Source organism: Frigoribacterium sp. SL97 (assembly GCF_026625765.1).
Taxonomy (GTDB): domain Bacteria; phylum Actinomycetota; class Actinomycetes; order Actinomycetales; family Microbacteriaceae; genus Frigoribacterium.
In genome coordinates, this window is the sequence record NZ_CP113062.1 from 559341 (window position 1) to 583329 (window position 23989).

A 23989-nucleotide genomic window follows, 5' to 3' on the forward strand; every position below is an offset into this window, starting at 1 on the left:
GTTTCGAACGATGCACCCCGAAGCTTCCGGGTGCATCGTTCGAAACCGGGTGCAGCGCGGCACGGTTCACCTCCCGGACACCCGCCGCCCCTACGATGACCGCGACAGCGCCTAGGGTTCCGGGGTCCCACGATCCGACTGGTCCGAGCGGCGCCACGGTCGGGCGCCATCGCCGGGCCGTCATCTGAACGGACAAAAGCCTGGAGGACCCGTTCGGCGCGCCCCGCGCCGAGCCGATGGGTCCTCGCATGTCCACCACCGCCCTCCTGCTCGTCCTCGCCGCCGCCGTCTGCCACGCCGGCTGGAACGTCGTCGCCCACGGGGTGAGCCGCCTCGGCACCCCCTTCCTCTGGTGGGGAGCCGTCGCCAGCACCGTGCTCTGGCTGCCGGTCGTCCCCTTCACGGGCGGCCTCGGGGCGAGTGTCGGCGGCCTCGCGGTCGGGGCGGGCGTCTCGGCCGTGCTCCACGTCGTCTACATGACGGTGCTGCAGCGCGGCTACAAGGTGGGCACCCTGTCGACCGTCTACGCGACGGCTCGCGGCAGCGGCCCGGCCGTCAGTGCGGGTCTCGCCGTCCTGCTGCTCGGCGAGCAGCTCTCGGCGACGGCCGTGGTGGGCATCGCCGTGGTGGTCGCGGGCGTGGTGGCGACCGGACTGATCGACCGGCGGCCGACCGGCTCTCCGGCGCCGCGCCTCCTTCACGGGCCGTCGACCGCGTCGACGCCGGGCGCCCCCGGCCCGGCGCGCCGTCGCCTCGACCCGGGCATCGCCTGGGGCCTGCTCACCGGCCTCGCCATCGCGAGCTACACGATCTGGGACGCCCACGCCCTGCGCACCTGGGGCCTCTCGCCCGTGTCGTTCATGGTCGGCGTGACCCTCGTCGAGGTCGTCTTCTACAGCGCGTCGCTCGGCCGGCGTCGGGGCGAGCTCGTCGCGGTCGCCCGCGCCCACTGGCCGCGGGTGCTGGCCTTCGGCGTGTTGTCGCCGCTGTCGTACATCCTCGTGTTGACGGCGATCCGGACGGCGCCGGTCGCCCTCGTCGCCCCGGCCCGCGAGACGAGCGTGGTGATGGTGGCCGTGTTCGGGGCGCTCGTGCTGCGTGAGGGCTCGCTCGTGAAGCGGCTCGCGGCCTCGGGCGTCGTGCTCGGCGGCATCGCCCTGCTCGCCCTCTGACGGGCGACGCACGAGCCCAGGAGGCGCGGGTCGGCCTACAGGAACCCGGTCACCGCGACGGCGACCGCGGCCAGCAGCGCGACGGCGGCGAGCACCTTCGACGACCCCATGACGAGTCGGCGCCTCGGCCCACCGTCGTACGGCTCGTCGTCGGCGTCGCGCAGTTCGGGCGGGAGCTCGGCCTCACGGCGACGGCGCTCCTGCTCGAGGCGGGCGGCCCGTTCGACCCGCGCGACGCGCTCGGCCTCGTGCTGCCGAGCCTGCTCGGCCTCGCGGTCACGGGCGACGAGCAGCTCGAGTTCGCGGTGGGCCTCGTCCGACCAGGTCACGAGGTCGTCGCCGGGGGAGTCGGGGGTGCCGTCGTCGTGTCGCATGCGGAGGCCTTCGTCGCGGGAGCAGGGCGGGGTGGTGGTCCGAGGGTAGACCGCCGCACCTGGACCCGCCATGGCCGGGACGGCACCCCGTCCCGCCCCGCGGTCGGCTCGCCCGGGTTAGGCAGACAAGAGGTGAACTCTCGTTGAACGGGCCCGAAGATAGGTTCCTATGTCGGTCGGGCGCGTGCCACCATCGTCACGTCCTGCTCCCACCCGAAAGGCCGTCATGACCCTCCGCCGTCCCCGCGCCGCGACCGCCCTCGTCGGCGCCGCCCTGCTCGCCGTCACGCTGTCCGCCTGCTCGACCCCCGCCTCCTCGGCCACCGGTTCGTCCGACGCGGCCGGTGGCTACGCGGTCGACGACAGCACGCTCGTCTTCGGCGTCGTGCCCGACTCGGTCGACACCGAGACGAACTACCAGCCGCTGATGGACTACATCGCGAAGGAGACCGGCAAGACGGTCGAGTACCACGAGTCGACGGACTACGCGGCCCTGATCGAGGCGAGCATCGCCGGCCAGATCGACGTCGCCTCGTTCTCGGGCTTCACCTACGTCACCGCCACGAACAACGGCGCCGAGCTCACCCCGATCTCGTCGATCACCACGGCCGAGGGCCAGGAGCCCGGCTACTACTCGCAGGCCATCGTGCCGAAGGGCAGCGACATCACGTCGATCGCCGACATGAAGGGCAAGAAGATCTGCTTCGTCGACCCGTCGTCGACCTCGGGCTACCTCTTCCCGAGCTACGCGCTGCTCGAGGCCGGCATCGACCCCGAGAAGGACATCACCCCGGTCTTCGCGGGCAAGCACGACGTCAGCGTGCAGAAGGTCGGCGAGGGCACCGAGTGCGACGCCGGCTTCGCCGAGGACAGCGAGGTCGCCAAGAGCGACGCCGTCGAGATGATCGACGAGCAGATGGTGCCCGGCGCGCCCATCGTCGAGTCGGACTCGCTGCCCGACGACGTCAAGGCCCAGCTGAAGGACATCCTCTCGAACGTCACCGCCGACGACATGGTCGCCGCGGGCATCGAGGGTGCCGACAGCGAGGGCTTCCGTGCCGTGTTCTTCCAGACCACCCCGGTCGACGACGCGTACTACGACCAGATCCGCGACATCTGCGAGAAGACGAACGCGTCGCAGTGCAAGGCCTGACCCGCACGACGTAGCACCTCCCCACCCCGGGAACCCGCCGGGACCCTCGCGCGCTTGAGGGTCCCGGCGACGTCCCGGGGCCCGAGCACGACGAACCGGAGACGAACATGAACCCGCACACCGCCCCCGCCGAGACCGTCGTCCGGCTCGAGGGCATCACCAAGCGCTTCGGTGAGACCCTCGCGCTCGACGACGCCTCGATCAGCGTCCGACGCGGCGAGGTCGTCGTGCTGCTGGGCCTCTCCGGCTCGGGCAAGTCCACCCTGCTGCGTCACGTCGACGGCCTCGAACGGCCGACCGACGGCCGCGTCACGGTGCTCGGCCGCGAGGTCACCGAGCTCACCGGGCGCGCCCTGCGGCGGCTGCGCAGCGAGGTGGGGTTCATCTTCCAGCAGTTCGAACTCGTGCCGTCGCTGACCGTGCTCGAGAACGTCCTGACCGGCTCGCTCGCCTCCGTGCGCGGGCCCCGGCTCGGGCTCTGGTCGTACGGCCGGGCCGCGAAGGCCGAGGCGCTCGCCCGGCTCGAGCGAGTCGGCCTGCTCGACCGGGCCTACCAGCGCGCCGACACCCTCTCGGGCGGCCAGCAGCAGCGCGTCGCCATCGCCCGGGCCCTCATGCAGCGTCCCCAGGTGCTGCTCGCGGACGAGCCCGTCGCCTCGCTCGACCCCGAGTCGAGCGACCAGGTGATGGCGTTGATCCGCGAGATCGCGGCCGACGAGGGCCTCACCGTCATCTGCAGCCTGCACCAGGTCGACCTCGCCCTCTCGTGGGCCGACCGCATCGTCGGGCTGCGCCACGGTCGGGTCGTGCTCGACACCGGGACCGAGGGCCTGTCGAAGGCCCAGGTGATGGAGATCTACGGCCGCGTCGCCACGAGCACCGACCAGATGGCAGCCATCGAGCTCGAGCTCGCCGGGGACGCCGTCCGATGACCGCCGTCACCGAGCGCCCGCGCACGACCGGGGCGGCCCCCGCTCCCGTCACCGCGCCTCCTCGTCGCCGGGTCTCGCCCGAGCGCGTCGCGGCGGGCCTCACCCTCGTCGCCCTGCTGGTCGCGAGCCTCGTGGCCCTGCGCAGCGTCGACATCGACCCCGCGCGGATGCTGCAGAGCTGGGCCAACGCCGAGCGGTTCTTCGGCCGCGTCGGGGCGATCGAGTTCCCCCCGCTCGGCGAGCTGCTGCAGCTCACCGCCCTCACGCTCGGCCTCGTGATCTGCGGCACCCTGCTCGCCGCCGTCCTGTCGGTGCCGGTCGCCGTGCTCGCGGCCTCGAACACCACCCCCGGCCCCGCGTGGCGTGCGGCCGCCCGCTTCGTGACGGTGCTCGCCCGGGCCGTGCCCGACGTCGTGCTCGCCATGGTGTTCGTGCTGCTCTTCTCCCTCGGCACGCTGCCCGGCATCCTGGCCATCGGCCTGCACTCGGTCGGCATGATCTCGAAGCTCTTCGCCGACGCGATCGAGCAGATCGACGAGGGTCCGCGCACCGCCGTCCGTGCCGCCGGGGGCAGCCGCCTCCAGCAGTTCACCGCCGGCGTGCTGCCCCAGGTGCTGCCGTCGTGGGTGGCGACCGTGCTGCACCGCAACGACATCAACCTCCGCGGCAGCGTGATCCTCGGCTACGTCGGGGTCGTCGGCCTCGGCATGGAGATGTCGTTCGCCTTCAAGTCGCTCGACTACGGCCTCGGCCTCGGCTACGCCCTCGTCATCTTCGTTCTCTGCGTCGTGATGGAGATCGTCTCGAGCAGCGTCCGCGCCATCATGCTCGGCATCGCGCCGACCGGCCGCGGTCTTGGCGACCGCGTCGTCCGACGGGCCACCAGGAGGCGCGGCGCCGGTCACCCCGCCCCGTCGCGTCCCGTGCCCGCCACCGTCGAGTCCGCCCTCCGCCGACCGTGGGACCGCGCCCGTCGACGCACCGTCTCGTGGGGGTGGCTCGCGGTCGCCGTGGTCGTCGCGAGCGTCGCCGTCTGCGACATCGCCTGGTCCGACCTCGTCACCGTCTGGGCGAAGGTGCCCGCCGTCGCGACGCAGTTCTGGCCGCCGTCGTTCGGCAGCTACGAGGCGTCGACGATGGTCGCCGCCATGGGCGAGACGATCGCCATCGCGCTGGCCGCGACCGTGCTGACCCTCGTCGCCTCGATCGTGGTCGGGTCGCTCGCGGCCCGCAACGTCGCCCCGAGCCGAGGGGTGCGCAGCGGCATGCGCCTGCTGCTCGTCGGCATCCGCGGGGTGCCCGAGGTGATCCTCGCCATCGTGCTGATCGTCGTCACCGGGCTCGGCACGCAGGCCGGCACCCTCGCCCTGGCACTCGGCGGCGTCGGGCTGCTCGGCAAGCTGCTCGCCGACTCGTTCGAGGAGGTCTCGCCCGGCCCCGAACGCGCCCTCTCGGCCACCGGGGCGAGTCGCGTGCAGGTCTACGCCGGGGCGACCCTGCCGCAGGGCACCCGCGCCCTGATCGGGCACACCTTCTACATGCTCGACACCAACCTGCGGGCCGCGACGCTGCTCGGCATCGTCGGTGCCGGGGGAGTCGGCTACTACCTGCTCAACGCCAGCCAGGGCTCGAACTACGGGACGGTCACGGCGATCGTGCTGATGATCCTCGTCACGGTCCTGGCCGTCGAGGGGCTCGCCATCTGGATGCGGAGGGTCTTCCGATGACCGCGACACACGACACGGCCCACGGCACGGCCCGTCACTCCGCGGCCCCGACCGCGGCGGCAAGGCACGCGGCGGCACCGCACGACGTGGTCGTCGTCGGCTCGGGCGTCGTCGGCCTCGGTGCCGCCCTCGCCGCCGTCGACCGGGGGCTCTCGGTGCTGGTCGTCGACCGCTCCCCGGTGATCGGCGGCTCGACCGTGCGGAACTTCGGCCACCTCTGCCTCACCCCGCAGAGCGGCGAGGCCCGCCGCCACGCCCTCGCCGCCCGCGAGCTCTGGCTGCGGCTGGCCCGCGACGCCGGCTTCTGGCTGTCCCGGCGTGGCACCCTCGTCGCCGCCCGACACGTCGACGAGCTCGACCTGCTCGACGAGCTGGCCCTCGCCCGCACCGACCGCGTGCTGGGCGACCGGCCCGAGATCGAGCGGCTCGACGCGGCCGAGCTGTCGTCGCTGGCCCCGGTGGCTCCCGGTGCGGTCGTCGGCGGCGCCCTGCTCCCGTACGACCTGCAGGTCGACCCGAGGGAGGCGGCCGACGCGATCCGCCGGCACCTCGAGACGCGAGGGGTGCGCTTCCTGACCCGCACCTCCGTGGGGTCGGTCTCGTCGGGACGGGTCGAGACGAGCCGCGGTCCGATCGACACCGGGACGGTCGTCGTCGCGACCAACCACGACCTCGACCAGCTGCTGCCCGACCTCGCCGACCGACACGCCCTCGAGCGCTGCGGCCTCGACATGCTGCGGGTGCGGGCCGACCTCGTCCGGCCGCTCGTCGCCCCGCTGCTGACCGGTTGGTCGCTGATCCGCTACAGCGCGTTCGCCGGCACCGGAGCGGCCGACGCGGTGCGGTCCCGACTGCACGCCGAGCGCCCGGACCTGGCCGCGATGGACCTCAACCAGATGTACACGCAGCTGCCCGACGGGTCGGTGATCGTCGGCGACAGCCACCACAAGGGCGCCTCGATCGCGCCGTTCCAGGACGAACGGATCGCCGACGCCTTCCTCGACGAGTTCCGCGTGCTGTTCGGCGCCGAGCCGGTCGTCACCGAGCGGTGGCAGGGCGTCTACGCCTCGGGTCGCGACGAGTTCGTCGTCGACGAGGTCGCCCCGGGCGTGCTCGTCACGGTCGTCTCGACCGGCATCGGCATGACCACCGGGCTCGGTCTCGCCGAGCACGTCGTCGGGGCGCACCTCGACGGCGGGCGCGACCGGGCGCTCGACACCCTCGCCCCGACCTCGACCGTCCACTCGCCTGTCACCTCGCCCGTCCCCTCGGCCGTCCCCTCGCCCCTCACAGAGAGCCTCACCGCATGAGCACCACGACCGCCACCACCCCCGCCTCGTCCGGCACCCCCGCCGCCGAGGCCGCGACCCCGATCGAGCTCGTCGTGCTCGACATGGCCGGCACGACCGTCGTCGACGACGGCGTGGTCGAGCAGGCCTTCGCCCGCGTCGCCGACCGGGTCGACCTCGGCCCGACGCTGAGCCGCGACGAGGCCCTGCAGTACGTCCGCGACACGATGGGCCGCTCGAAGATCGAGGTCTTCCGGCACCTCACCGGGGGCGACGCGGCGCTCGCGCAGCGCGCGAACGACGAGTTCGAGGTGGCCTACGGCGAGCTCGTCGACGAGTCGGGAGTCGAGCCGATCGAGGGCGCGGGCGACCTCGTCGACGCACTCCGCGCCTCCGGGGTCTCGGTCGTCCTGACCACGGGCTTCTCGCCCGTCACGCGCGACCGCCTGCTCGACGCGCTCGGCTGGACGGTCGACGCCGCCCTCTCGCCCGTCGACGCCGGCCGCGGCCGCCCCGCACCCGACCTCGTGCTGACCGCGCTGCTGCGCACCCGTGCCTCGTCGGTCGCCGCCGTCGCGGTCGTCGGCGACACCGTCAGCGACGTCCTCTCGGGGCGCTCCGCCGGTGCGGGCCTCGTCGTCGGCGTGACGACCGGCGCGCACACCCGCGAGCAGCTGCTCGCCGCGGGGGCCGACGTCGTGCTCGAGAGCGTCCGCGACCTCGTCGGGCTGCCGGCCTTCGCCGGGGTCGCGGCCGCCGGCGCGTCGACGACCGCGGTCGCGTGACCACCGCCCTGCCGCGGACGGGGGTGCCGCCGCGGACGACGGACCAGGAGGCGCGGGTCGCTTCCCCGGCGGACCCCGCCTCCCCGGCCGCGCTGCCCCTCGACCCGGCCCCGACCGCCATGGTGTGGCTCGAACCCGGCCGTCCGCACGAGGCCGTCGCGGTGCCCTCGGTCGTCCTCGAGCCCGGCGACGCCCTCGTCGAGGTCGAGCTGGCGACGATCTGCGGCTCGGACGTGCACACCACCCGGGGTGACCGGAGCGCGCCCGCCCCGCTCGTCCTCGGACACGAGCAGGTCGGTCGCGTGGTCGCCCTCGGGCCGGGGGCGGCCGCCGTGGACGGGACGCCGCTCGCCGTCGGGCAACGCGTCGTCTGGTCGCTGACCGTCTCGTGCGGTCGGTGCGCCACCTGCCGACGCGACCTGCCGCAGAAGTGCGAGTCGGTGCGGAAGTACGGGCACGAGCGACTCCTCACGGGCTGGGAACTGAGCGGCGGCTTCGCCACGCACGTGCACGTGCGGTCGGGCACGGCGATCGTCCCGGTCGAGGCCGACCTGCCCGCCGAGCTGCTGGCCCCCGTGTCGTGCGGCACGGCGACGGCCGTGGCGGCCCTCGACGCCGCCTCGGCGATCGTGCCCCTGGACGGTGCCGTGGTGCTCGTCACGGGGGCCGGGCTGATCGGCCTCACGGCGACCGCGCTGGCCACCGACGCCGGGGCCCGGGTGGTCGTCGTCGACCCCGAGCCCGCCCGCCGTCGACTCGCCGTCCGCTTCGGCGCGGTCGCGACGGCCGACCCGTCGGCTGCCCCCGACGCGGACGACGGCCTCAGCACCGCGTTCTCGGTCGCGGGTGGTGCCCCTCTCGTCGCCGTGGAGGCCTCCGGGTCGCCGCACGCCGTGGCCTCGGCGCTCGCCGCGCTGGGCGTCGGCGGCGTGGCCGTGCTCGTCGGCAGCGTCTTCCCCGCTCCGGCCGTACCGCTCGACGCCGAGAGCGTCGTCCGACGTCTCGTGACCCTCCGCGGCGTGCACAACTACGCCCCGCGGCACCTCGTCGAGGCCGTCCGCTTCGTCGAACGGAGGCACGCGGCCTGGCCGCTCGACGCCCTCGTGGGCGAGGTCGTCGCCCTGCGCGACCTCGACGCCGGGATCGCGGCGGCCGCCGCCGGCGGGTCGGTGCGGGTGGGCGTCCGACCGGAGTGACCGGGGGCTGTGGCGGCCTGCGGGGGCTGCCCCGCGCCTCCTGCGTCCCGCCTCCTGCGTCCGCGGACGCGGGGGAGGGGCGGGCCGGCGCCGCTCAGGGGCCGATCGCGCGGATGAAGTGGTCGCCCTCGCGGGCCCGGCCCGACGCCGAGACGGTGAAGCGGACGATGTCGCTGCGGTACCGGTCGTCCGAGGCCTCGAAGGTGCGGCCGTCGGGGCCGCGCGTGATGCGGTGCAGCCGCAGGATCGGCGTGCCGGGCTCGACCCCGAGCAGCTCGGCGTCGAGCTCGTCGGCGGCGACCGCGTCGATCTCGTGGTCGATGTCGGCGTAGCCGAAGCCTCGCGAGTCGAGGTACTCGGTGATCGACACCGTGTCGAGGTCGACGTCGAACAGCACGCGGCCGACCTCCTCGATGAAGGTCAGGCGCTCGAGCATGGTCGGGCGGCCGTCGACGAGTCGGAGCCGGACGACGTCGACCACGAGGGCGCCCGGCTCGATGCCGAGCGACCGGGCCTTGTCGTCGTCGGCGCGGCGCAGCGACACCTCCTGCGTGCGGGCGCCGGGCTCGCCGCCGACGTCGCGCACCCACTTGGTGAAGGGGATCGACACGTCGACCGGGTGGTGCGCCTTGCGCGCGACGACCCGCGCCGGGCGGCCGCGCCGGGTCTCGACCAGGCCCTCGGAGCGCAGGGCGGCGAGGGCGTTGCGGATCGGCCCGCGGGAGGTGCGCCACTGCTCGGCCAGCTCGCCCTCGCTCGGCACGTCGTCGCCGACCGCGAGGTCGCCGCTCAGGATGCGCCGCCGCAGGTCGTCGGCGATCTGCTCGTAGAGGGTCGAAGGCACGTGCGGATCTTACCGAGCGGTGCGGTCGGGATCGTCATGGGCCCCGTCCGCGACGACGAACCCCGTTCGCGAAGACGAACCCCGTTTCATCGGGGTTCTTCTTCGCGAACGGGGTTCGTCCCGTCGTCGCGCCGAGGGGGTCACCACCAGGGCTTCCCACCGCGACCCGCCCCTGTCGTAGCGTCGAGGGCATGGACACCGAGAGCGAGATCCGCGACTTCCTGACCAGCCGACGGGCGCGGGTGCGGCCCGAGCAGGTCGAGCTGCCGGGCGGGCCCGGACGCCGCGTGCCCGGACTGCGGCGGAGCGAGGTGGCGCTGCTCGCGGGCGTCAGCGTCGAGTACTACACGCGGCTCGAACGCGGGCGCCTCGGCGGGGTGTCCGAGGTCGTGCTCGACTCGCTCGCGACCGCCCTGCTGCTCGACGACGCCGAACGCGAGCACCTGGCCGACCTCGCCCGCGCCGCGAACGAGTCGCCCGTGCGCGCCCGGCGTCGACGCCGTCCGCCCGAGACCGTCTCGCGCAGCATGCAGCTCGTGCTCGACGCCGTGACGGCCGGGCCCGCGTTCGTCCGCAACGGCCGCATGGACGTCCTCGCCGAGAACGCGCTCTTCCGTGCGCTCTACTCCGACCTCTACGCCCTCGACGAGCGGCCGGTCAACCTCGCCCGCTTCGTCTTCCTGCACCGCGAGCAGGCCGAGGCCTTCTACCCGTCGTGGTCGGTGGCCGCCGACATCAACGTCGCGATCCTGCGCACCGAGGCCGGCCGCGACCCCCACGACCGCGCCCTGCACGACCTGATCGGCGAACTGTCCACCCGCAGCGACGAGTTCCGCGTGCGCTGGGGCGCCCACGAGGTGCGCCACCACACGTCCGGCCAGAAGCGCTTCCACCACCCGGTCGTCGGTCAGCTCGACATGGTCTACGAGGCCATGGAGCCGATGGGCCGCCCGGGCCTGAACTTCCTCGTCTACAGCGCCGAGCCCGGCTCGCCGACCGAGGAGCGCCTCCGCCTCCTCGCCAGCTGGGCGGCGCCGCAGGCCGACCCGGCGGTCGTCCGCGCCGACGCCCCGGACCGACCCGACGTCGCGAGCGGACCGCGCGAGGCGGCCGGATCGTGAGCCGCCTCGCGATGTGGTGGCGCGCCTCCTGCGAGATCTCCGACCTCACGCGCGACCGAGAGCAGGAGGCGCGGGTGCTGGACGAGATGGCGGTGCGTCTCCAGCCGGGCCCCTGGGCGATCGCCGCGCTCTTCCACCGCCGCGCGCCCGGCGCGACCGACGCCGCAGAGGCCTCCGCCACCATGGAGAACCAACCACCCCCGAACGCCGAGGAGGCACGACCGTGAAGTACACCCGTCTGGGCAGCACAGGGCTGAAGGTCAGCCGCATCGGCCTCGGCTGCATGAGCTACGGCGACCCCACCCGGGGCCTGCACTCGTGGACGCTCGACGAGGCGGCCTCGGCACCGTTCTTCCGCCAGGCCGTCGAGCTCGGGGTCACCTTCTGGGACACCGCGAACGTCTACCAGCAGGGCACCGGCGAGGAGTTCGTCGGCCGCGCGATGCGCGAGTACTCCCGCCGCGAGGACGTCGTGCTGGCGACGAAGGTCGGCGGTCGCATGCACGACGGTCCGGGGGGAGCAGGTCTGTCACGCGGGGCGATCCTCGAGCAGGTCGACGCGTCGCTCACGCGACTCGGCACCGACCACGTCGACCTGTACCAGATCCACCGCTTCGACCCCGAGACCCCGGTGGAGGAGACGATGGAGGCGCTCCACGACCTGGTCCGGGCAGGCAAGGTCCGGTACACGGGCGCCTCGAGCATGTTCGCCTGGCAGTTCGCCAAGATGCAGACCGCCGCCGTGGTCAACGGTTGGACGCCGTTCTCGACCATGCAGGACCAGTACAACTTGCTGAAACGCGAGGAGGAACGCGAGATGATCCCGCTCTGCGCCGACCTCGGCGTCGGGCTCGTGCCCTACTCGCCGCAGGGCAAGGGGCGGCTGACGCGACCGCGTGGTGCGACCACCGAGCGGTTCGCCGTCGACGAGGTCGCGAAGGCCTTCGACGCCGACGAGGACGGCCCGATCATCGACGCCGTCGAGCAGGTCGCCGCCGAGCACGGGGTGTCGATGGCCCAGGTCGCCGTGGCGTGGGTGCTGCGGAACCCCGTCGTCTCGGCCCCGATCGTCGGCGCGACGAAGCCGCACCACCTCGCCGACGCCGTCGCCGCCCTGGACGTCGAGCTGACCGACGACGACGTCCGCCGCCTCGAGGAGCCCTACCGACCGCAGTCACCGTTCTGGTGGTGAGGGGCCCCCCTCACGACTGCAGCGCCTCCGTCGGCGGGATGCGCGCCGCCCGCACGGCCGGCCAGAGCCCGGCCAGAGCCCCGATCACGAGCGTCGCGACGAGCCCGGCGACCAGCACCGCGGGCGGTATCGCCGTCGGCCACCCCCGCAGCGCGGCGAACGCCGCGGTCACCGCCGCCCCGAGCAGCACCCCGGCGACCCCGCCGAGCAGCGACAGGACGAGCGCCTCGGCCAGGAACTGCCGACGGATGTGCGACCTCGTCGCCCCCAGCGCCCGCCGCAGCCCGATCTCGCGTCGACGTTCGAGCACCGAGATCACCATCGTGTTCGCCACCCCGATGCCGCCGACCAGCAACGCGACCCCGCCGAGGCCGACCAGCAACCCGGTGAACGCCTGGTCCGCGGCCTGCTGTGCGGCCAGCGCGTCGGACGGCCGCGTCACCTCGACGTCGGACGGGCTCCGCGGCTGGATGGACCGGGCGAGCAGGTCGTGCACCTCCTGCACGTGGGCGGGGTCGGCCCGGACGTGGACCGCCGTCGGGTGGACGGGCGCACCGGCCAGCGCCTCCGCGGCCCGTTCACCGATGAGCGCCGACGAGTCGATCTCGGCCGCCAACGGCACCGGTTCGAGGATGCCCGCCACCACGTACTCGGTGCTGCCGACGATCACGTGGCGCCCCGGCACGGTGATGCCCAACCGGGCCGCCGCCTCGGCCCCGAGCACGACCACGGGGTACCGCGCCATGCCGTCGGTGAGCCAGACGCCCGACGCCACGCGGGCCTCGAGCACCTCCAGCAGCGTGGGCGACGCCGACCGCACCGTGATGCCGTTCGTGTTGCCCGCGGGCACCGCGCTGCTGCGGTAGACGCCGACGTCGGCCACCGTGCCGGTCGTGGCTGCCGACCGGACCCCCTGGGTGTGCCCGGCCGACGCCCCCGCGGTGAGTGGCAGGTCGACCGCCTCGCCGAAGAAGTCCTTCCCCTGCGAGGCCGAGAGCAGGTTCGTGCCGAGCTCGTCCAGGGTCGCCGCGAGCTTCGCCTGGCTCGACGTCGAGATGCCGACCACGGCGATCATGGCCGCGATGCCGATGGCGATGCCGAGCGCCGACAGCACGGCCCTGGTGGGTCGCGACGCCAGCCCGGACACCCCCAGTCGCACGACGTCCGACCAGAGGAGGCGCGAGGGCGTCTCCGAGGCGTTCATGCGGTCACCCCCGCCCGCGTCGCGCTGTCGTGTTCGAGGTGCCCGTCGCGGATGGTCACCCGCCGCGGCAGCCGCCGGGCGAGCTCGACGTCGTGGGTGATGACGACGATCGAGGTGCCCTCGGAGTGCAGCTCGCCGAGGAGCGACACGATGCCCTCGCCGGCCTTCGTGTCGAGGTTGCCGGTGGGCTCGTCGGCGAGCAGCAGCGGCGGGCGGTGCACGACCGCCCGGGCGATGGCGACCCGCTGCCGTTCGCCACCCGAGAGCTGGTTCGGCCGGTGCGTCAGTCGGTGGCCCAGCCCGACGCGCTCGAGCGCCTCGCGCGCCCGCGCCCGTCGCTGCCGGATCGGCACCCCCGCGTAGAGCAGGCCGTTCGCGACGTTGTCGGTCGCGGTCACGCCCTCGCTGAGGTGGAACTGCTGGAAGACGAAGCCGATGCGGTGCGCCCGCAGGGCCGACAGCTCGCGGTCGTTCTGGTCCGCCACGTCGACGCCGTCGACGAGCACGGTGCCCGAGGTGGGCCGGTCGAGCGTGCCGAGGACGTTCAACAGCGTCGACTTGCCCGATCCCGACGGGCCGACGATCGCGACGAACTCGCCGCGCTCGACCCGGAGCGACACCGACGACAACGCGGTCGTCGGGGGTCGGCCGTACTCGCGCGTCACGTCACGCAGCTCGATCACGGCGTTCATGCGGGCACCACGACCTCGTCGCCGGCCTCGAGGGCTCCGGACACCTCGACCCGGTCGCCGGCGAACAGGCCGGCCTCCACCGGCACGGCCGTGGTCGTGCCGTCCGGCTGCAGCACCTCGACGACGAACCCGTCGCCGACGGCCGCACCCAGGGCGAGCACCGGCACGTGCAGCACGTCCTCCTCCACCTCGGAGACGAAGTCGACCTGCACGGACGCCTCGGTCAGGTCGCCGGCCGCCGCCGGGTCGTCGAGCGACACCGTCACGGGGACCGTCGTCGTGCCCGTGGTCTCGTCGGCCACGGCCGCGCCCACGTCGGACACGCGCCCGGGAACGCTGCCGTGGCCGGGCAGGTCGACCGACACGACCCCGTCGACGGCGGCGAGCGGCGACCCGACCGGCAGGTCGACCGACACGACCGCGTCGTCGCGCGCCGTGTCGTAGAGGTCGCCTCCCGAGGCGTCGCCGACGGCCGCCGCCAGGGTGCGGACCGTGAACGACCCCGTCACGAACTGCAGGGCGCCCTGGTCGATCGACCCGGTGCGCTCCTGGCCGGTGTCCTTCTGCCAGGCCGAGACGGCGGTCGCGGTGCGCCGGTCGAACCGGTCGTCCGGCGTGCCCGTGAAGTACCCCCAGGCTCTGAGGTTCTCCTCGACCTGCCGGACGTCCGGGCCCTCGGCCATGCCCTGTCCGAAGGCCCGCCACTGCGGCAGGGCGCCCTCGAACGCGGTGACCGGTTCGTCGTCGACGCGGAAGAGCTCGCTGCGTGCCGTGAGGACGTCGCCGACCTCCGGCAGCGACGTGATCGTGCCGGGTGCGGACCCCGTGATCGTCGGGCCGTCGAGGCGGCTGAGCGTGCCCGCCCTGGTCGTCGTGCCGGTCAGCGTGCCCTGCTCGACGACGGCCGTGGTCGGCCTCGGCGTCGTGCCCGCCGCGTCGTCGTCACCAGACGCTCCGGGGGGCCCGACCATCAACACGGCGGTGACGGCCGTCCCGACGACGGCCACACCGGCGACGGACCACCAGGCGACGGCTCGGCGCGACGGCCTCACCGGGTCACCGTCGTGGGCATGCTGCCGAAGGCGCCGCACTCCTCGAGCACGCCCGCGGGGACGTCGTCCATCGTGGCCGTGCCGCCCGCGCCGTCGAGCTGGTCGGTCACGTCGTATCCCGCCTCACGGACGCACTCGGCCGACTCGCGCAGCCTCGCGTCGAACTCGTCCTGGCTCTTCTTCTCGGACGCGGTCACGGGGCGCTCGCCGAGTTCGTCGGTCGTCGCCTCCGTGCACCGCTCCGACGCGGCCAGCAGGGCGTCCATGTCCACGGCGTCGCCGCGGGAGATCGACACGCCCCCGCCGTCGCCCGAGGGGTCGCCGATGTCGACGCCCTCCTCGCGGAGGCAGTTCGCGTTCGCGAGGTCCCACGCCTGGGCGTCGGCGGCGATCTGCGACTCGGACTTCGTCTCGGCGGCGGCGTCGTCGGCGGCGGTCGAGCAGCCGGCGAGGGCGACGACGAGCAGGGGGAGGGCGGCGAAGAGGGTGCCACGGGTTCTGGACATGAGGGGACTCCTGGTCTTCCACGATCACGGACCGCGACCGGCGGTCGCGGCGTCGCCCTCGTCGGGCGACGGGGTCCAGACCACCGCACGGCTCGTTGCCGGCCCGTAAACGGCGGGCTTTACGTTTCGGTGACATCCGACATGTCACCCTGGAGGAGGGCGTCCGCGTCCCGTCCGTCCCGACCCGAACAGGAGCCACCATGCGCGTACTCGTCGCCGAGGACGAGGTCTACCTCGCCGAGGCCGTCCAGAGCGTCCTCGAGCGCCACGCGATGGCCGTCGACGTCGTGCACGACGGCGACGCCGCCCTCGAGGCGATCGCGCTGAACGACTACGACGTCGTGCTGCTCGACCGCGACCTGCCGGGCACGCACGGCGACGACGTCTGCGCCGCGGTGGCGGCGGCCGGCGACGGTCCGGGCATCGTGATGCTGACCGCGGCCGGACGCACCCGTGACAAGGTCGACGGCTTCGAGCTCGGTGCCGACGACTACCTCGCCAAGCCGTTCGAGTTCCCCGAGCTGATCGCCCGGATGCGCTCGCTCGCCCGGCGCCCGCGTCGGTCGCGCCCGCCGGTCACGGTCCGCGGCGACCTGCGGTACGACGCGTTCCGCCGCGAGGTCTACCGCGACGGCCGGTACGTGAAGCTCACCCGGAAGGAGTTCGCGGTGCTCGGCGTGCTGCTCGAGGCCGACGGGGGCGTGGTCAGTGCCGAGCGCCTGCTCGAGAAGGCCTGGGACGAGAACGCCGACCCGTTCACCAACTCGGTGCGGGTCACGATCTCGAACCTCCGGCGACGCCTCGGCGAGCCCTGGGTGATCCACACCGTCCCCGGCAGCGGCTACCGCATCGCCGCCGAGGACGCCGAGGCCGTCGCCGACGGGGGCGACCGGTGACCGTCGAGACCGGCTCGTCGGCCGCAGAGCCCAGGAGGCGCGGGCTGCGTCACCGGGGCAGCGCCCGTCTCCGGCTCACCGCCACCGTCAGCGCGGTGCTGACGGTCGTGGGCCTGTCGATCGTGGCCTCGGTGTTCCTGGTGATGCGCTTCGTCCCGGACTACCGGATCACCGCCCTGCACGCGCCGGGCGCCGGCGCGGGCGACCCCGCGTCGCCGACGGCGACGTGGGCGCCGGCGGGCGACGGCGGCGTCGCCACCGCCGGGCCGTCGCCCGTCGCCGAGACCGCCGAGCTGCGCGCGGCGGTCACGATCTCGGGCGAGAACGACCTCCTGCGCGTCCTGCTCACGACGTCGTCGATCGTGTTCGTCGTCGCGCTGGTCGTCGGCGTCTGGTTGAGCTGGGTCGTCGCCGGGCGCCTCCTCCGTCCCGTCGAGCACCTCGCGAGTGCGGCGCGCGAGGCCGAACACGGCGCCGCGGGGTCGTTCCGGCAGCGGCTCGCCGCGCTCGCACCCGGGCGCCCCGACGACGAGTTCGGCCGTCTTGCGACCACGTTCGACGACATGCTCGATCGGCTCGACCGCTCGTACGAGGCCCGACGTCGCTTCGCCGCCAACGCCTCGCACGAGCTCCGCACGCCCCTCGCGACGACGCAGGCGATGCTCGACGCGGCCCTCGCGGCCGGCTCGCCGCCGTCCGTGACGATCCGACGCCTGCGCGAGATGAACACCCGCAGCATCGAGACGGTCGAGGCCCTGCTGACGCTGTCCGACGTCCAGTCCGGTGACGGCGTCGCCGCCGACGCGGTCCACCTCGTCGCCGTGGTCGACGAGGTGGTGGCCGCCTCGGCGTCCGCCGCCGCCCGGGCGCGGGTCGAGGTGCACTGCGTCGCCCGCCCCGCGCAGGTCACGGGCGACCGGGCCCTGCTCTCGGTGCTCGTCGGCAACCTCGTCCGCAACGGCATCGGCCACAACGAACCCGGCGGCCGGCTCGACGTGACGGTCGGCACCGACGGCTCGGGGGCGCCGACCCTGATCGTGTCCAACGGCGGGGCCGTGCTCGACCCGGCCGAGGTCGGGCGACTGACCGAGCCGTTCCACCGGCCGGCGGGCCGGGTCGCCGGCTCCCACGGCCTCGGCCTGGCCCTGGTCGCGGCCGTCGCCGAGACGCACGGGGCGACGCTGACCCTCGATGCGCCTCCTTCGGGCGGTCTCGTCGTGCGCGTGGTGTTCGCCGCGCCCGCGACCGGCCGGTGAACCGGCCCGACGGGCACGACGTCGCGTCGGTCCGGCCCCTGCGGGGGACACCGCGGTCGGCCAGCCAACCGACTGTGCGACCGGCTCGTCGCTCCTAGGCTCGGAACGTGCCCGCGAGGCGGGCCGACCGGCCAGGGGCGCCGGCGCCGCGACCGGGGGTGAGACGTTGACCGAGCAGGGTGGCGTCCCCGCGGACCGCCCGACGTCGACGGGGCGCCCGACGCCGGGGCGCCCGACCACGATCATGCGTCCGGGTCAGCCCCTCGGGTTGCGGCTCGACGCCCGGCACGACGAGTTCAGCGACCTGCTGCTCGACTGCTCGCTCGAGGACGTCGGGGCGACCGGCCGGTCGTGGCTGCGCGACCGGTACGCCGAGATCGTGCCGATCGTGCTCGGTCCGGCCCTCGCCGCGGTCGAGCACGGTCGTCCGGTGTCGGCCTCGTGCCTCGACGAGTTGCGTGCCGTCGCCCGCCGCAGTGCTACCTGCCCCGACGTCGACCTGGCCGTCGTCCTGCGGGGGGCCCTGCCCGCGCTGCGCATTTTCTCGCTCGTCATGCACTCGGCGTCGGGCGGGCAGGCCGGGGCGCTCGTCCTCGCGATGGCGCGCGCCTCGCAGGTCGCCCACGAGCTCGGGACCTGCTGGGCCGAGGAGTGGGCGCGGCACCGTCCCCGTCTCGTCGCCGCCCCGCCGGGCGGGGGACCAGGAGGCGCGGGCGGCCCCCAGCCACCCCCTGCGGCCCCGGGGCCCGACGTCGTGCTCGACCTCGTGGCCGACGCCCCCGACCTCGACGACGTCGAGCGGCAGATGCTCACGCTCACCGCCTACGGCCTCTCGAACGCCGAGATCGCCCGCGAGACGGCCTACAGCCGCCAGGCCGTGGCCTGGCACCTGGCCCGTCTCATGCGGACGTGGAGCGCCCCGAACCGGACGGCGCTCGTCTCGGTCGCGTTCGTCAAGGGCGTCATCCGGTCGCGCATCGTGCGGCGGGGGCGCCGTCGGGACGGCCAGGCGGCGGTCGAGGCGCCGAACCGACCCGCGCCTCCTGCCCTGCCGCCGGCCTGACGGCGCACGCGGAACCGCCCCGGCGTCCGGTGAGGACGTCGGGGCGGTTCCGCGGTGCCGCGGCGGGGTCAGCCGCCGTTGATGCTGATGACGTTGTCGGTCTTGACGTTGTTGCCGAGCACGCCCCAGTTCAGGTAGCCGCCGTCACCGTTGTTGGTGACCTTGCCGGGGCCGTCGAACCAGTAGATGACGTAGCTTCCACCCTTGATGTCGATCGGCTGGGCGTCGGCGATCGAGCCCTCGACGGTGATGTCCTGGTTCTTGTTCACGACCGCGACCGTGAGCCGGTCGGGGTTGCCGGCGTTGTAGTAGCCGACGTCCAGGGCGGCCAGCACGGCGCCCGACCGGTCGCCCTGGTCGTTGACGGCGGCGCTGATCGCGCTGACGATGGCCAGCGGGTCGAGGGTGACGCTGCCCGTGATCGGGCTGCCGGTGCTGGACTCCGGCGAGGCGGGGGCGGTGGTCGCCGCCTGTGCGGGTGCGGCGGCGAATCCGCTCAGCCCCGTGACGGCGACGCCGCTCACGGCGACGGCGGCGATGATCGTGGCGGTCTTCGACTTCAGCTTGCTCATGGTTCGTCCTCTTTCGTTGTCGTAGGAGTTCGAGTTGCGGTGCTTCGTGTTGTCGAGTGGAACTGCCTTGCGAGAACGATCCTGTGGCCGGCGGCGGTGCGATGCACGCGTTCACGGTCGACGTTGGTCGGGTGACCAACGATGGGCCCCGGTGGCGCGTCACCGGAGTACGACGCCGGCTCGTCGGGCCCGCGCGACCTGCTCAGAGGCTGCCCTCGGCCACCACCCACTGCTACTGGAGGCGACGAAGGCGTCCCTCCACAGGCGGACGCCGACGGGCACGCTCGGCGCCCCTCTGTGGAGGAGGCGATGGGCGGGCGGTGACGCGTCAGTCCGACCGCGCCGCGACGCCGTCGAACAGCAGGTCCACCGTGGCCTGGAGCGCGGCCGGCCCGGGATCGCGGCGCGTCACGACGTGCAGCAGCACGGTGCCGATCAGCGACTCGACGAGGGCCTCGAGGGGGCGCCGTCCCGGATCTGCCGCGCGCGCCTCCCGGACTCGAGGCGGGCGCGCAGCGCCGCCCGCGTGACCGAGGTGACCCGCTCCTCGTAGTGCTCGGCGACGGCGGCGTCCTCGGCGGTCGCCGCGATGGACGCGCGGATCAGCCCGCCCGCCGCGGGCGAGGCGAAGGTCGAGAAGGAGGCGCGGAGCCAGTCGAGCACGTCCCGACGGACGTCGCCCGTGTCGGCCACCTCGAGGTGGGGCAGCAGGTGTCCCGTGAGCATCCCCTCGGCCACCAGCGCCGCCTTCGCCGGGTACCAGCGGTAGATCGTCGCCTTGCCGACCCCCGCCGCCGCCGCGATGCGATCGAGCGAGAGCTTGTCGTAGCCACGCTCGGCCAGCTCGTCACGGGTCGCGTCGAGGATCGCGAGGCGGGCGGCCTCACTGCGGGCGCGGCCGGGGCGTGCGGTGGTCACCGGTCCATCCTCCCGCACGCCCGCCGCGGACCCACCCCTTCTACTGGACCGACCAGCCGCCGTCGCTCGCCAGGATCGCGCCGTTCACGTTCACCGCGTCGTCGCTCAGCAGGAACGTGATCGACGCCGCGAGCTCCTCGGCCGTCGCGATCGTCGGGATCGCCGCCTGGAACGGACGGAGCCGCGCCGACCCCGCCTCGGACACGTTCGCCGGGAACGGGATGCCCGTCGCGACGCCGCCGGGTGCCACCGCGTTGACCCGGATGCCCTGCTTCGCGTACATGAAGGCCGCCGACTTGGTCAGGCCGACGACGCCGTGCTTCGACACCGTGTACGCGTTGCCCGACGCGTTGCCGCGCAGTCCCGCCTCCGAGGCCACGTTGACGACCGAGCCGCGCCCGGCCCCGAGCATCACGGGGATCACGGCGCGCGACAGCTTGAACCCGCCGGTGAGGTTGATGCCGATGACGCGGTCCCACATGGCGTCGCTCGTCTCGTGCAGGGGCGAGAAGTCGTCGTTGATGCCGGCGATGTTGGCCAGGGCGTCGATGCGGTCGCCGGCCGCCGCGACGATCGCGTCGATGTCGTCCTGCTTCGTGATGTCGCCGGCCACGGTGACCACGTCGGCGTCGGGCAGGGAGGCGACCAGTGCCTCCAGCTTGTCGGCGAAGAGGTCGACGGCGACGACGCGACCGCCCTCGCGTGCCACCCGTGACGCCGTCGCCCGGCCGATGCCGGACGCCGCTCCCGTGACGATCACGGTCTTGCCGGCGAAGCGACCGGGGGTGACGGTCTCGCGCCACGGACCGTCGGCCTCGGCCGCCTCGTCGGGCACGACGCCGCCGTTGACCTGCAGCACCAGGCCGTCGACCAGCTCCTGCGGCACCTGCCCCTGGCTCATCGCGACCAGCTGCTGCAGCGGCAGGCCGCGGACCGGGGCCAGCGCGCCCTCGTCGAACGCGCCTCCCTGCCCGAGGGCGGCACGGAGCGCCGGCCCGCCCTCGGGGTGGTCGAGCCAGGTGCCGATGGTGCGGGAGCCGGTCAGGGGGGCGGTGGCGTCGGACATGTCGTCTCTTCTCTGAGGAGGGTCGGGTCGAGGCGCGGAGACCACGCCCTGAATCGAGACACTTCGTCTCGTAATGCGACGCTACCGCGGGCGGAGGCCCGCGCGGCTGTACGCCTGCCGAGAGAACGCCGACCGCCGACCCGGCCCCGGCGCATCCCGCCTAGCGTCCCCTGCATGACCGTCACCCTGCCTCCCGCCGCCCGCCTCGACGACCGGACCGTGGTCGTCACCGGAGCCAGCTCGGGCATCGGCCGCGCCGCCGCCCGCGAGCTCGCCCGCCTCGGGGCCACCGTCGCCGTCGTCGGCCGCAACCCCGACCGCACCCGCACCGTCGCGCACGAGATCGGCGGCACCGCCTACCTCGCCGACTTCTCCGACCTGTCGACCGTCCGCGACCTGGCCGAGCAGCTGCTCGCCGAGCTGCCGCGCATCCACGTCCTGGCGAACAACGCCGGCGCCACGATCCCCGAGCGCTCGATGACGGTCGACGGCCACGAGACGACGTTCCAGGGCAACCACCTCGCTCCCTTCCTCCTGACCGCGTTGCTGACGCCGCGCCTCCTCGAGACGGCGAAGGAGGCGCCGGCCGGGTCGGTCCGCATCGTCCAGACCTCGAGTGCCGGCAACCTCTTCGGCAGGGTCGACCTGGACGACCTCGACAACGCCCGGGGTGCGTGGGCCGGCGGCTTCCGCGCCTACGGCACCTCGAAGCTGCTCAACGTGCTGTTCACCCGTGAGCTGGCCCGACGCCTGCCCCGCGCCGGCGGCGGGGTCGACGCGTTCGCGTTCCACCCCGGGTTCGTCGCCTCGGGCTTCGGTGGCGACGGCGCGTTCATGACCGCGGCCAAGCGCCTGGCCGTCTCGACCGAGGACGGAGCCGAGCCGCTGATCCGCCTCGCGGGGGCGGCGACCGTGCCGGCGCCGAGCGGCAACTACTTCGACCGCCTCAAGGCCCCCGGTCGCGTGGCCCGTCAGGCGGCCGACGCCGACCTCGCCCGGCGCCTGTGGGACGAGAGCGCCCGGCTGCTCGACCTCGACGAGACGATCTAGCCCGGCTCCGGCGGCGCCCGGCCGTCCGGGCGCCCCGACCTCGACGGGCCGGTCGAGTGGGCAGAAGACGTCCTTCCGCCGCGGGGGAAGAGCAAGTTCTGCCCACCCGATCGAATCGACGAGAAAGTACTTGCTTATCGGGAAAGTACTTTCTAGAGTGGGAGTCCTACGAGAGGACGACCACCATGACCGCTGACATCACCGGCACGACCGGCACCCCCGACTCCGCCGAGGCCCGGCGCCTGCTCGACCGGGCGGACGCCGTGGGCCGCAGCGCGACGTCGGCGGCGAGCTGGCCCGCCGTCGCCTTCCTGCTCGGCCTGGGTGCCGCCGCGTCGATGGGCACCCTCGCCATGGGGCTCACGACGGGAACCGCCTACTTCGTCGCGATGGGTGGCCTGCTCGTCTGGATCGCCGTCCTGGTCGTGGCGTTCGTCCTGCTGAGGAGGTCGGCCCGCGTCGGCTTCGGTCGACGCTGGATGGCCTACCTGGCCGCGTTCTTCGCCTGCTACGTCGGGGCCATGCTCGTCGTCGGCTTCTCGCAGGGCCAGGACGTCGTCGGCAGTGCCGTCATGGCGGCGGTCCTGCTCGCGGTGTCGGTCGCCTGCGCGGCCGTCGAGGTGCGCGAGGCGCGACGATGACCGCGCGACCGCACCCGCGCCTCCGGCTGTCCGAGTTGTTGCACCAGCCCGTCCGTTTCTCGATGATGGCGGCGCTGGCCGCGGCCGAGGGTCTCGACTTCCGTGACCTGCGCGACGCCGTGCAGGTGACCGACTCGACGCTGAGCAAGCAGGTCAGCGCCCTCGAGGCCGCGGGCTACGTCGCCGTGACGAAGGGGTTCGTCGGCAAGCGGCCCCGGACGAGCCTCAAGGCGACGCCGGCCGGGCGCGAGGCCTGGGCCGCGCATCTCGCCACCCTCCGCGAGATCGCCGCCGACTAGCCGCCGGGGCAGGGGCGTCCCGTGGCCGTGCGCCGGGGGCGCCCCTCCTCGTCCGGTCGGCAGGACGAGGAGGCGCGGGGTGGCGGGGTACGGCGGCCGCGTCCCGGCCGCGCAAGTCCCAGCGACTCCCCAGCCGTCGTGGGTGCACCGAGTGCGTCGCTGCACTTAGTGTAGGCAGGTGACCGTCAAGACCCTGGTGCCCGACCGCCGTGCCGCCCTCAAGGCGAAGCACCGCCAGGCGATCCTCGACGCCGCCGACGCGCTCATCGCCGAGCGCGGGGCGCCCCGCTTCAGCGTCGACGAGCTCGCGGAGCGTGCCGACGTCTCGCGCCGCACGGTCTTCAACCACTTCTCGTCGCTCGACGAGGTCGTCATGACGGCCTGCACCCGCGTGCTCACCGGTGCCGTCGACGAGTTCCGGGCCGCGACCGCCGCGACGCCCGTCGGCGACGGCAGCCGCGCCTCCCTGTTCGCCGAGATCATCCAGGCCATGCAGGGCATCGACCTGCCGGCCGTCGTCTCGTACCTCTGGGGCGTCCTCGGCGACGACGGCGGCGACCCGCGGTCGCACAGCCTGATCCAGGACGTCTTCACCCGCGTCACCGAGCAGCTCTCGATCGAGATGGCCGACCGCAGCCCGGCCACCGACCCGCTCGAGGCCGAGGTGCTCGTCAGCTCGCTGATGAACGGCATCGCCGTCGTCGCGCGCCACTGGATCACGCGGACCGGCGCCGTGGTCGACGCGGACAGCCGCGACGTCTGGGCCGACCTGCTCGACCGGGTGACGACGAGCATCCGCGCCGGCTACGGGCCGCCGCCGGCGGGCGCCCGGACGCCCGCGGTCGATGCGGCGCCCTCGGCCGCCGAGACCCCCGCGGCCGGCCCGACGGGGCCCGACCCGACCACCCCCTGACCCGTCGGCCGGCACGCCCGGCCGACCCGCACCTCCTTCTCGACGACGCGACGTGAGGCCCACCCCCGCAACCCGC

Annotated in this window: 26 protein-coding genes; 17 read left to right on the forward strand and 9 right to left on the reverse strand. The window is 74.1% G+C overall.

The window, feature by feature from the left end; translation table 11 throughout:
• Positions 1-248: 248 nt before the first annotated feature.
• Positions 249-1172, forward strand: coding sequence for an EamA family transporter (locus tag OVA02_RS02740; RefSeq protein WP_267659196.1), 924 nt, complete (start codon positions 249-251; stop codon positions 1170-1172).
• A gap of 35 nt (positions 1173-1207) precedes the next feature.
• Here OVA02_RS02740 and OVA02_RS02745 read toward each other — a convergent pair whose 3' ends face one another.
• Positions 1208-1546 carry a hypothetical protein gene (locus OVA02_RS02745; RefSeq protein WP_267659197.1) on the reverse strand — a complete coding sequence of 113 codons (339 nt, stop codon included), beginning with the start codon at positions 1544-1546 and terminating at the stop codon, positions 1208-1210.
• Positions 1547-1772: 226 nt separating this feature from the next.
• Here OVA02_RS02745 and OVA02_RS02750 point away from each other — a divergent pair, with 226 nt between their 5' ends.
• The 6 genes from OVA02_RS02750 (at position 1773) to OVA02_RS02775 (ending at position 8628) form a co-directional block, all read left to right on the forward strand.
• Positions 1773-2699 (forward strand): phosphate/phosphite/phosphonate ABC transporter substrate-binding protein, encoded by a 927-nt coding sequence (locus OVA02_RS02750; RefSeq protein ID WP_123571400.1) that lies wholly within the window; start codon positions 1773-1775, stop codon positions 2697-2699.
• A gap of 107 nt (positions 2700-2806) precedes the next feature.
• Positions 2807-3631: a phosphonate ABC transporter ATP-binding protein gene (phnC, locus tag OVA02_RS02755; RefSeq protein WP_267659198.1), complete on the forward strand. Its 825-nt coding sequence runs from the start codon at positions 2807-2809 to the stop codon at positions 3629-3631.
• Positions 3628-5358: a phosphonate ABC transporter, permease protein PhnE gene (gene phnE, locus OVA02_RS02760; RefSeq protein ID WP_267659199.1), complete on the forward strand. Its 1731-nt coding sequence runs from the start codon at positions 3628-3630 to the stop codon at positions 5356-5358. The genes phnC and phnE overlap by 4 nt, the downstream gene beginning before the upstream one ends.
• Entirely contained in the window at positions 5355-6668 is a 1314-nt protein-coding gene (locus OVA02_RS02765) for a TIGR03364 family FAD-dependent oxidoreductase (protein ID WP_267659200.1), read from the forward strand. The genes phnE and OVA02_RS02765 overlap by 4 nt, the downstream gene beginning before the upstream one ends.
• Positions 6665-7432, forward strand: coding sequence for an HAD family hydrolase (locus tag OVA02_RS02770; RefSeq protein WP_267659201.1), 768 nt, complete (start codon positions 6665-6667; stop codon positions 7430-7432). The genes OVA02_RS02765 and OVA02_RS02770 overlap by 4 nt, the downstream gene beginning before the upstream one ends.
• Positions 7429-8628: an alcohol dehydrogenase catalytic domain-containing protein gene (locus OVA02_RS02775; RefSeq protein WP_267659202.1), complete on the forward strand. Its 1200-nt coding sequence runs from the start codon at positions 7429-7431 to the stop codon at positions 8626-8628. Before OVA02_RS02770 ends, OVA02_RS02775 begins: the two co-directional genes overlap by 4 nt.
• Before the next feature lie 94 nt (positions 8629-8722).
• Here OVA02_RS02775 and OVA02_RS02780 read toward each other — a convergent pair whose 3' ends face one another.
• Positions 8723-9472 carry a GntR family transcriptional regulator gene (locus OVA02_RS02780; protein ID WP_043594651.1) on the reverse strand — a complete coding sequence of 250 codons (750 nt, stop codon included), beginning with the start codon at positions 9470-9472 and terminating at the stop codon, positions 8723-8725.
• Positions 9473-9663: 191 nt separating this feature from the next.
• Here OVA02_RS02780 and OVA02_RS02785 point away from each other — a divergent pair, with 191 nt between their 5' ends.
• Genes OVA02_RS02785 through OVA02_RS02795 form a run of 3 tightly spaced genes read left to right on the forward strand, consistent with a single transcriptional unit; the run spans position 9664 to position 11785 of the window.
• Positions 9664-10593, forward strand: a complete 930-nt coding sequence (locus tag OVA02_RS02785) for a helix-turn-helix transcriptional regulator (protein ID WP_082460081.1) — start codon at positions 9664-9666, stop codon at positions 10591-10593.
• A complete protein-coding gene (locus OVA02_RS02790) occupies positions 10590-10820 on the forward strand; it encodes a hypothetical protein (protein ID WP_123571394.1) in 231 nt (76 codons plus the stop codon). The genes OVA02_RS02785 and OVA02_RS02790 overlap by 4 nt, the downstream gene beginning before the upstream one ends.
• Positions 10817-11785, forward strand: coding sequence for an aldo/keto reductase (locus tag OVA02_RS02795; protein ID WP_267659203.1), 969 nt, complete (start codon positions 10817-10819; stop codon positions 11783-11785). Before OVA02_RS02790 ends, OVA02_RS02795 begins: the two co-directional genes overlap by 4 nt.
• Before the next feature lie 10 nt (positions 11786-11795).
• On the opposite strand, the gene OVA02_RS02800 is transcribed toward OVA02_RS02795, so the two are convergent.
• Genes OVA02_RS02800 through OVA02_RS02815 form a run of 4 tightly spaced genes read right to left on the reverse strand, consistent with a single transcriptional unit; the run spans position 11796 to position 15239 of the window.
• A complete protein-coding gene (locus OVA02_RS02800) occupies positions 11796-12989 on the reverse strand; it encodes an ABC transporter permease (protein WP_267659204.1) in 1194 nt (397 codons plus the stop codon).
• Positions 12986-13681, reverse strand: coding sequence for an ABC transporter ATP-binding protein (locus OVA02_RS02805; RefSeq protein WP_207114357.1), 696 nt, complete (start codon positions 13679-13681; stop codon positions 12986-12988). Before OVA02_RS02805 ends, OVA02_RS02800 begins: the two co-directional genes overlap by 4 nt.
• A complete protein-coding gene (locus tag OVA02_RS02810; RefSeq protein WP_267659205.1) occupies positions 13678-14733 on the reverse strand; it encodes a peptidoglycan-binding protein in 1056 nt (351 codons plus the stop codon). The genes OVA02_RS02805 and OVA02_RS02810 overlap by 4 nt, the downstream gene beginning before the upstream one ends.
• Positions 14730-15239 (reverse strand): hypothetical protein, encoded by a 510-nt coding sequence (locus tag OVA02_RS02815; RefSeq protein WP_267659206.1) that lies wholly within the window; start codon positions 15237-15239, stop codon positions 14730-14732. The genes OVA02_RS02810 and OVA02_RS02815 overlap by 4 nt, the downstream gene beginning before the upstream one ends.
• A 200-nt stretch (positions 15240-15439) precedes the next feature.
• Here OVA02_RS02815 and OVA02_RS02820 point away from each other — a divergent pair, with 200 nt between their 5' ends.
• From OVA02_RS02820 to OVA02_RS02830, 3 genes are all read left to right on the forward strand, one after another.
• Positions 15440-16135: a response regulator transcription factor gene (locus tag OVA02_RS02820; protein ID WP_200413145.1), complete on the forward strand. Its 696-nt coding sequence runs from the start codon at positions 15440-15442 to the stop codon at positions 16133-16135.
• Positions 16132-17391 (forward strand): sensor histidine kinase, encoded by a 1260-nt coding sequence (locus tag OVA02_RS02825; protein ID WP_267659207.1) that lies wholly within the window; start codon positions 16132-16134, stop codon positions 17389-17391. Before OVA02_RS02820 ends, OVA02_RS02825 begins: the two co-directional genes overlap by 4 nt.
• Before the next feature lie 166 nt (positions 17392-17557).
• Positions 17558-18454, forward strand: a complete 897-nt coding sequence (locus OVA02_RS02830) for a helix-turn-helix transcriptional regulator (RefSeq protein ID WP_267659208.1) — start codon at positions 17558-17560, stop codon at positions 18452-18454.
• Positions 18455-18522: 68 nt separating this feature from the next.
• Here OVA02_RS02830 and OVA02_RS02835 read toward each other — a convergent pair whose 3' ends face one another.
• The 3 genes from OVA02_RS02835 to OVA02_RS02845 form a co-directional block, all read right to left on the reverse strand.
• On the reverse strand, positions 18523-19026 hold the full coding sequence (locus OVA02_RS02835) for a hypothetical protein (RefSeq protein ID WP_056043909.1): 504 nt from the start codon (positions 19024-19026) through the stop codon (positions 18523-18525).
• Positions 19027-19461: 435 nt separating this feature from the next.
• On the reverse strand, positions 19462-19944 hold the full coding sequence (locus OVA02_RS02840) for a TetR/AcrR family transcriptional regulator (protein WP_267659209.1): 483 nt from the start codon (positions 19942-19944) through the stop codon (positions 19462-19464).
• Between the two features lie 40 nt (positions 19945-19984).
• The gene (locus tag OVA02_RS02845) at positions 19985-21010 is read right to left on the reverse strand and encodes an SDR family NAD(P)-dependent oxidoreductase (RefSeq protein WP_267659210.1); all 1026 of its coding nucleotides are present in this window, start codon (positions 21008-21010) and stop codon (positions 19985-19987) included.
• A gap of 174 nt (positions 21011-21184) precedes the next feature.
• On the opposite strand from OVA02_RS02845, the gene OVA02_RS02850 reads away from it, so the two are divergent.
• From OVA02_RS02850 to OVA02_RS02865, 4 genes are all read left to right on the forward strand, one after another.
• Positions 21185-22060, forward strand: coding sequence for an SDR family NAD(P)-dependent oxidoreductase (locus OVA02_RS02850; protein WP_267659211.1), 876 nt, complete (start codon positions 21185-21187; stop codon positions 22058-22060).
• A 185-nt stretch (positions 22061-22245) separates the two neighbouring features.
• On the forward strand, positions 22246-22701 hold the full coding sequence (locus OVA02_RS02855) for a hypothetical protein (protein ID WP_056043896.1): 456 nt from the start codon (positions 22246-22248) through the stop codon (positions 22699-22701).
• Positions 22698-23000 (forward strand): winged helix-turn-helix domain-containing protein, encoded by a 303-nt coding sequence (locus tag OVA02_RS02860; RefSeq protein WP_056043893.1) that lies wholly within the window; start codon positions 22698-22700, stop codon positions 22998-23000. The genes OVA02_RS02855 and OVA02_RS02860 overlap by 4 nt, the downstream gene beginning before the upstream one ends.
• A gap of 178 nt (positions 23001-23178) precedes the next feature.
• Positions 23179-23913, forward strand: coding sequence for a TetR/AcrR family transcriptional regulator (locus tag OVA02_RS02865; RefSeq protein ID WP_267659212.1), 735 nt, complete (start codon positions 23179-23181; stop codon positions 23911-23913).
• The last annotated feature ends 76 nt before the right edge of the window (positions 23914-23989 follow it).

Coding starts and splice junctions, on each gene's coding strand:
- OVA02_RS02740 (WP_267659196.1), top strand. CDS start 249: ATGTCCACCACCGCCCTCCTGCTCGTCCTCGCCGCCGCCGTCTGCCAC.
- OVA02_RS02745 (WP_267659197.1), bottom strand. CDS start 1,546: ATGCGACACGACGACGGCACCCCCGACTCCCCCGGCGACGACCTCGTG.
- OVA02_RS02750 (WP_123571400.1), top strand. CDS start 1,773: ATGACCCTCCGCCGTCCCCGCGCCGCGACCGCCCTCGTCGGCGCCGCC.
- phnC (WP_267659198.1), top strand. CDS start 2,807: ATGAACCCGCACACCGCCCCCGCCGAGACCGTCGTCCGGCTCGAGGGC.
- phnE (WP_267659199.1), top strand. CDS start 3,628: ATGACCGCCGTCACCGAGCGCCCGCGCACGACCGGGGCGGCCCCCGCT.
- OVA02_RS02765 (WP_267659200.1), top strand. CDS start 5,355: ATGACCGCGACACACGACACGGCCCACGGCACGGCCCGTCACTCCGCG.
- OVA02_RS02770 (WP_267659201.1), top strand. CDS start 6,665: ATGAGCACCACGACCGCCACCACCCCCGCCTCGTCCGGCACCCCCGCC.
- OVA02_RS02785 (WP_082460081.1), top strand. CDS start 9,664: ATGGACACCGAGAGCGAGATCCGCGACTTCCTGACCAGCCGACGGGCG.
- OVA02_RS02800 (WP_267659204.1), bottom strand. CDS start 12,989: ATGAACGCCTCGGAGACGCCCTCGCGCCTCCTCTGGTCGGACGTCGTG.
- OVA02_RS02805 (WP_207114357.1), bottom strand. CDS start 13,681: ATGAACGCCGTGATCGAGCTGCGTGACGTGACGCGCGAGTACGGCCGA.
- OVA02_RS02815 (WP_267659206.1), bottom strand. CDS start 15,239: ATGTCCAGAACCCGTGGCACCCTCTTCGCCGCCCTCCCCCTGCTCGTC.
- OVA02_RS02820 (WP_200413145.1), top strand. CDS start 15,440: ATGCGCGTACTCGTCGCCGAGGACGAGGTCTACCTCGCCGAGGCCGTC.
- OVA02_RS02835 (WP_056043909.1), bottom strand. CDS start 19,026: ATGAGCAAGCTGAAGTCGAAGACCGCCACGATCATCGCCGCCGTCGCC.
- OVA02_RS02845 (WP_267659210.1), bottom strand. CDS start 21,010: ATGTCCGACGCCACCGCCCCCCTGACCGGCTCCCGCACCATCGGCACC.
- OVA02_RS02850 (WP_267659211.1), top strand. CDS start 21,185: ATGACCGTCACCCTGCCTCCCGCCGCCCGCCTCGACGACCGGACCGTG.
- OVA02_RS02855 (WP_056043896.1), top strand. CDS start 22,246: ATGACCGCTGACATCACCGGCACGACCGGCACCCCCGACTCCGCCGAG.
- OVA02_RS02860 (WP_056043893.1), top strand. CDS start 22,698: ATGACCGCGCGACCGCACCCGCGCCTCCGGCTGTCCGAGTTGTTGCAC.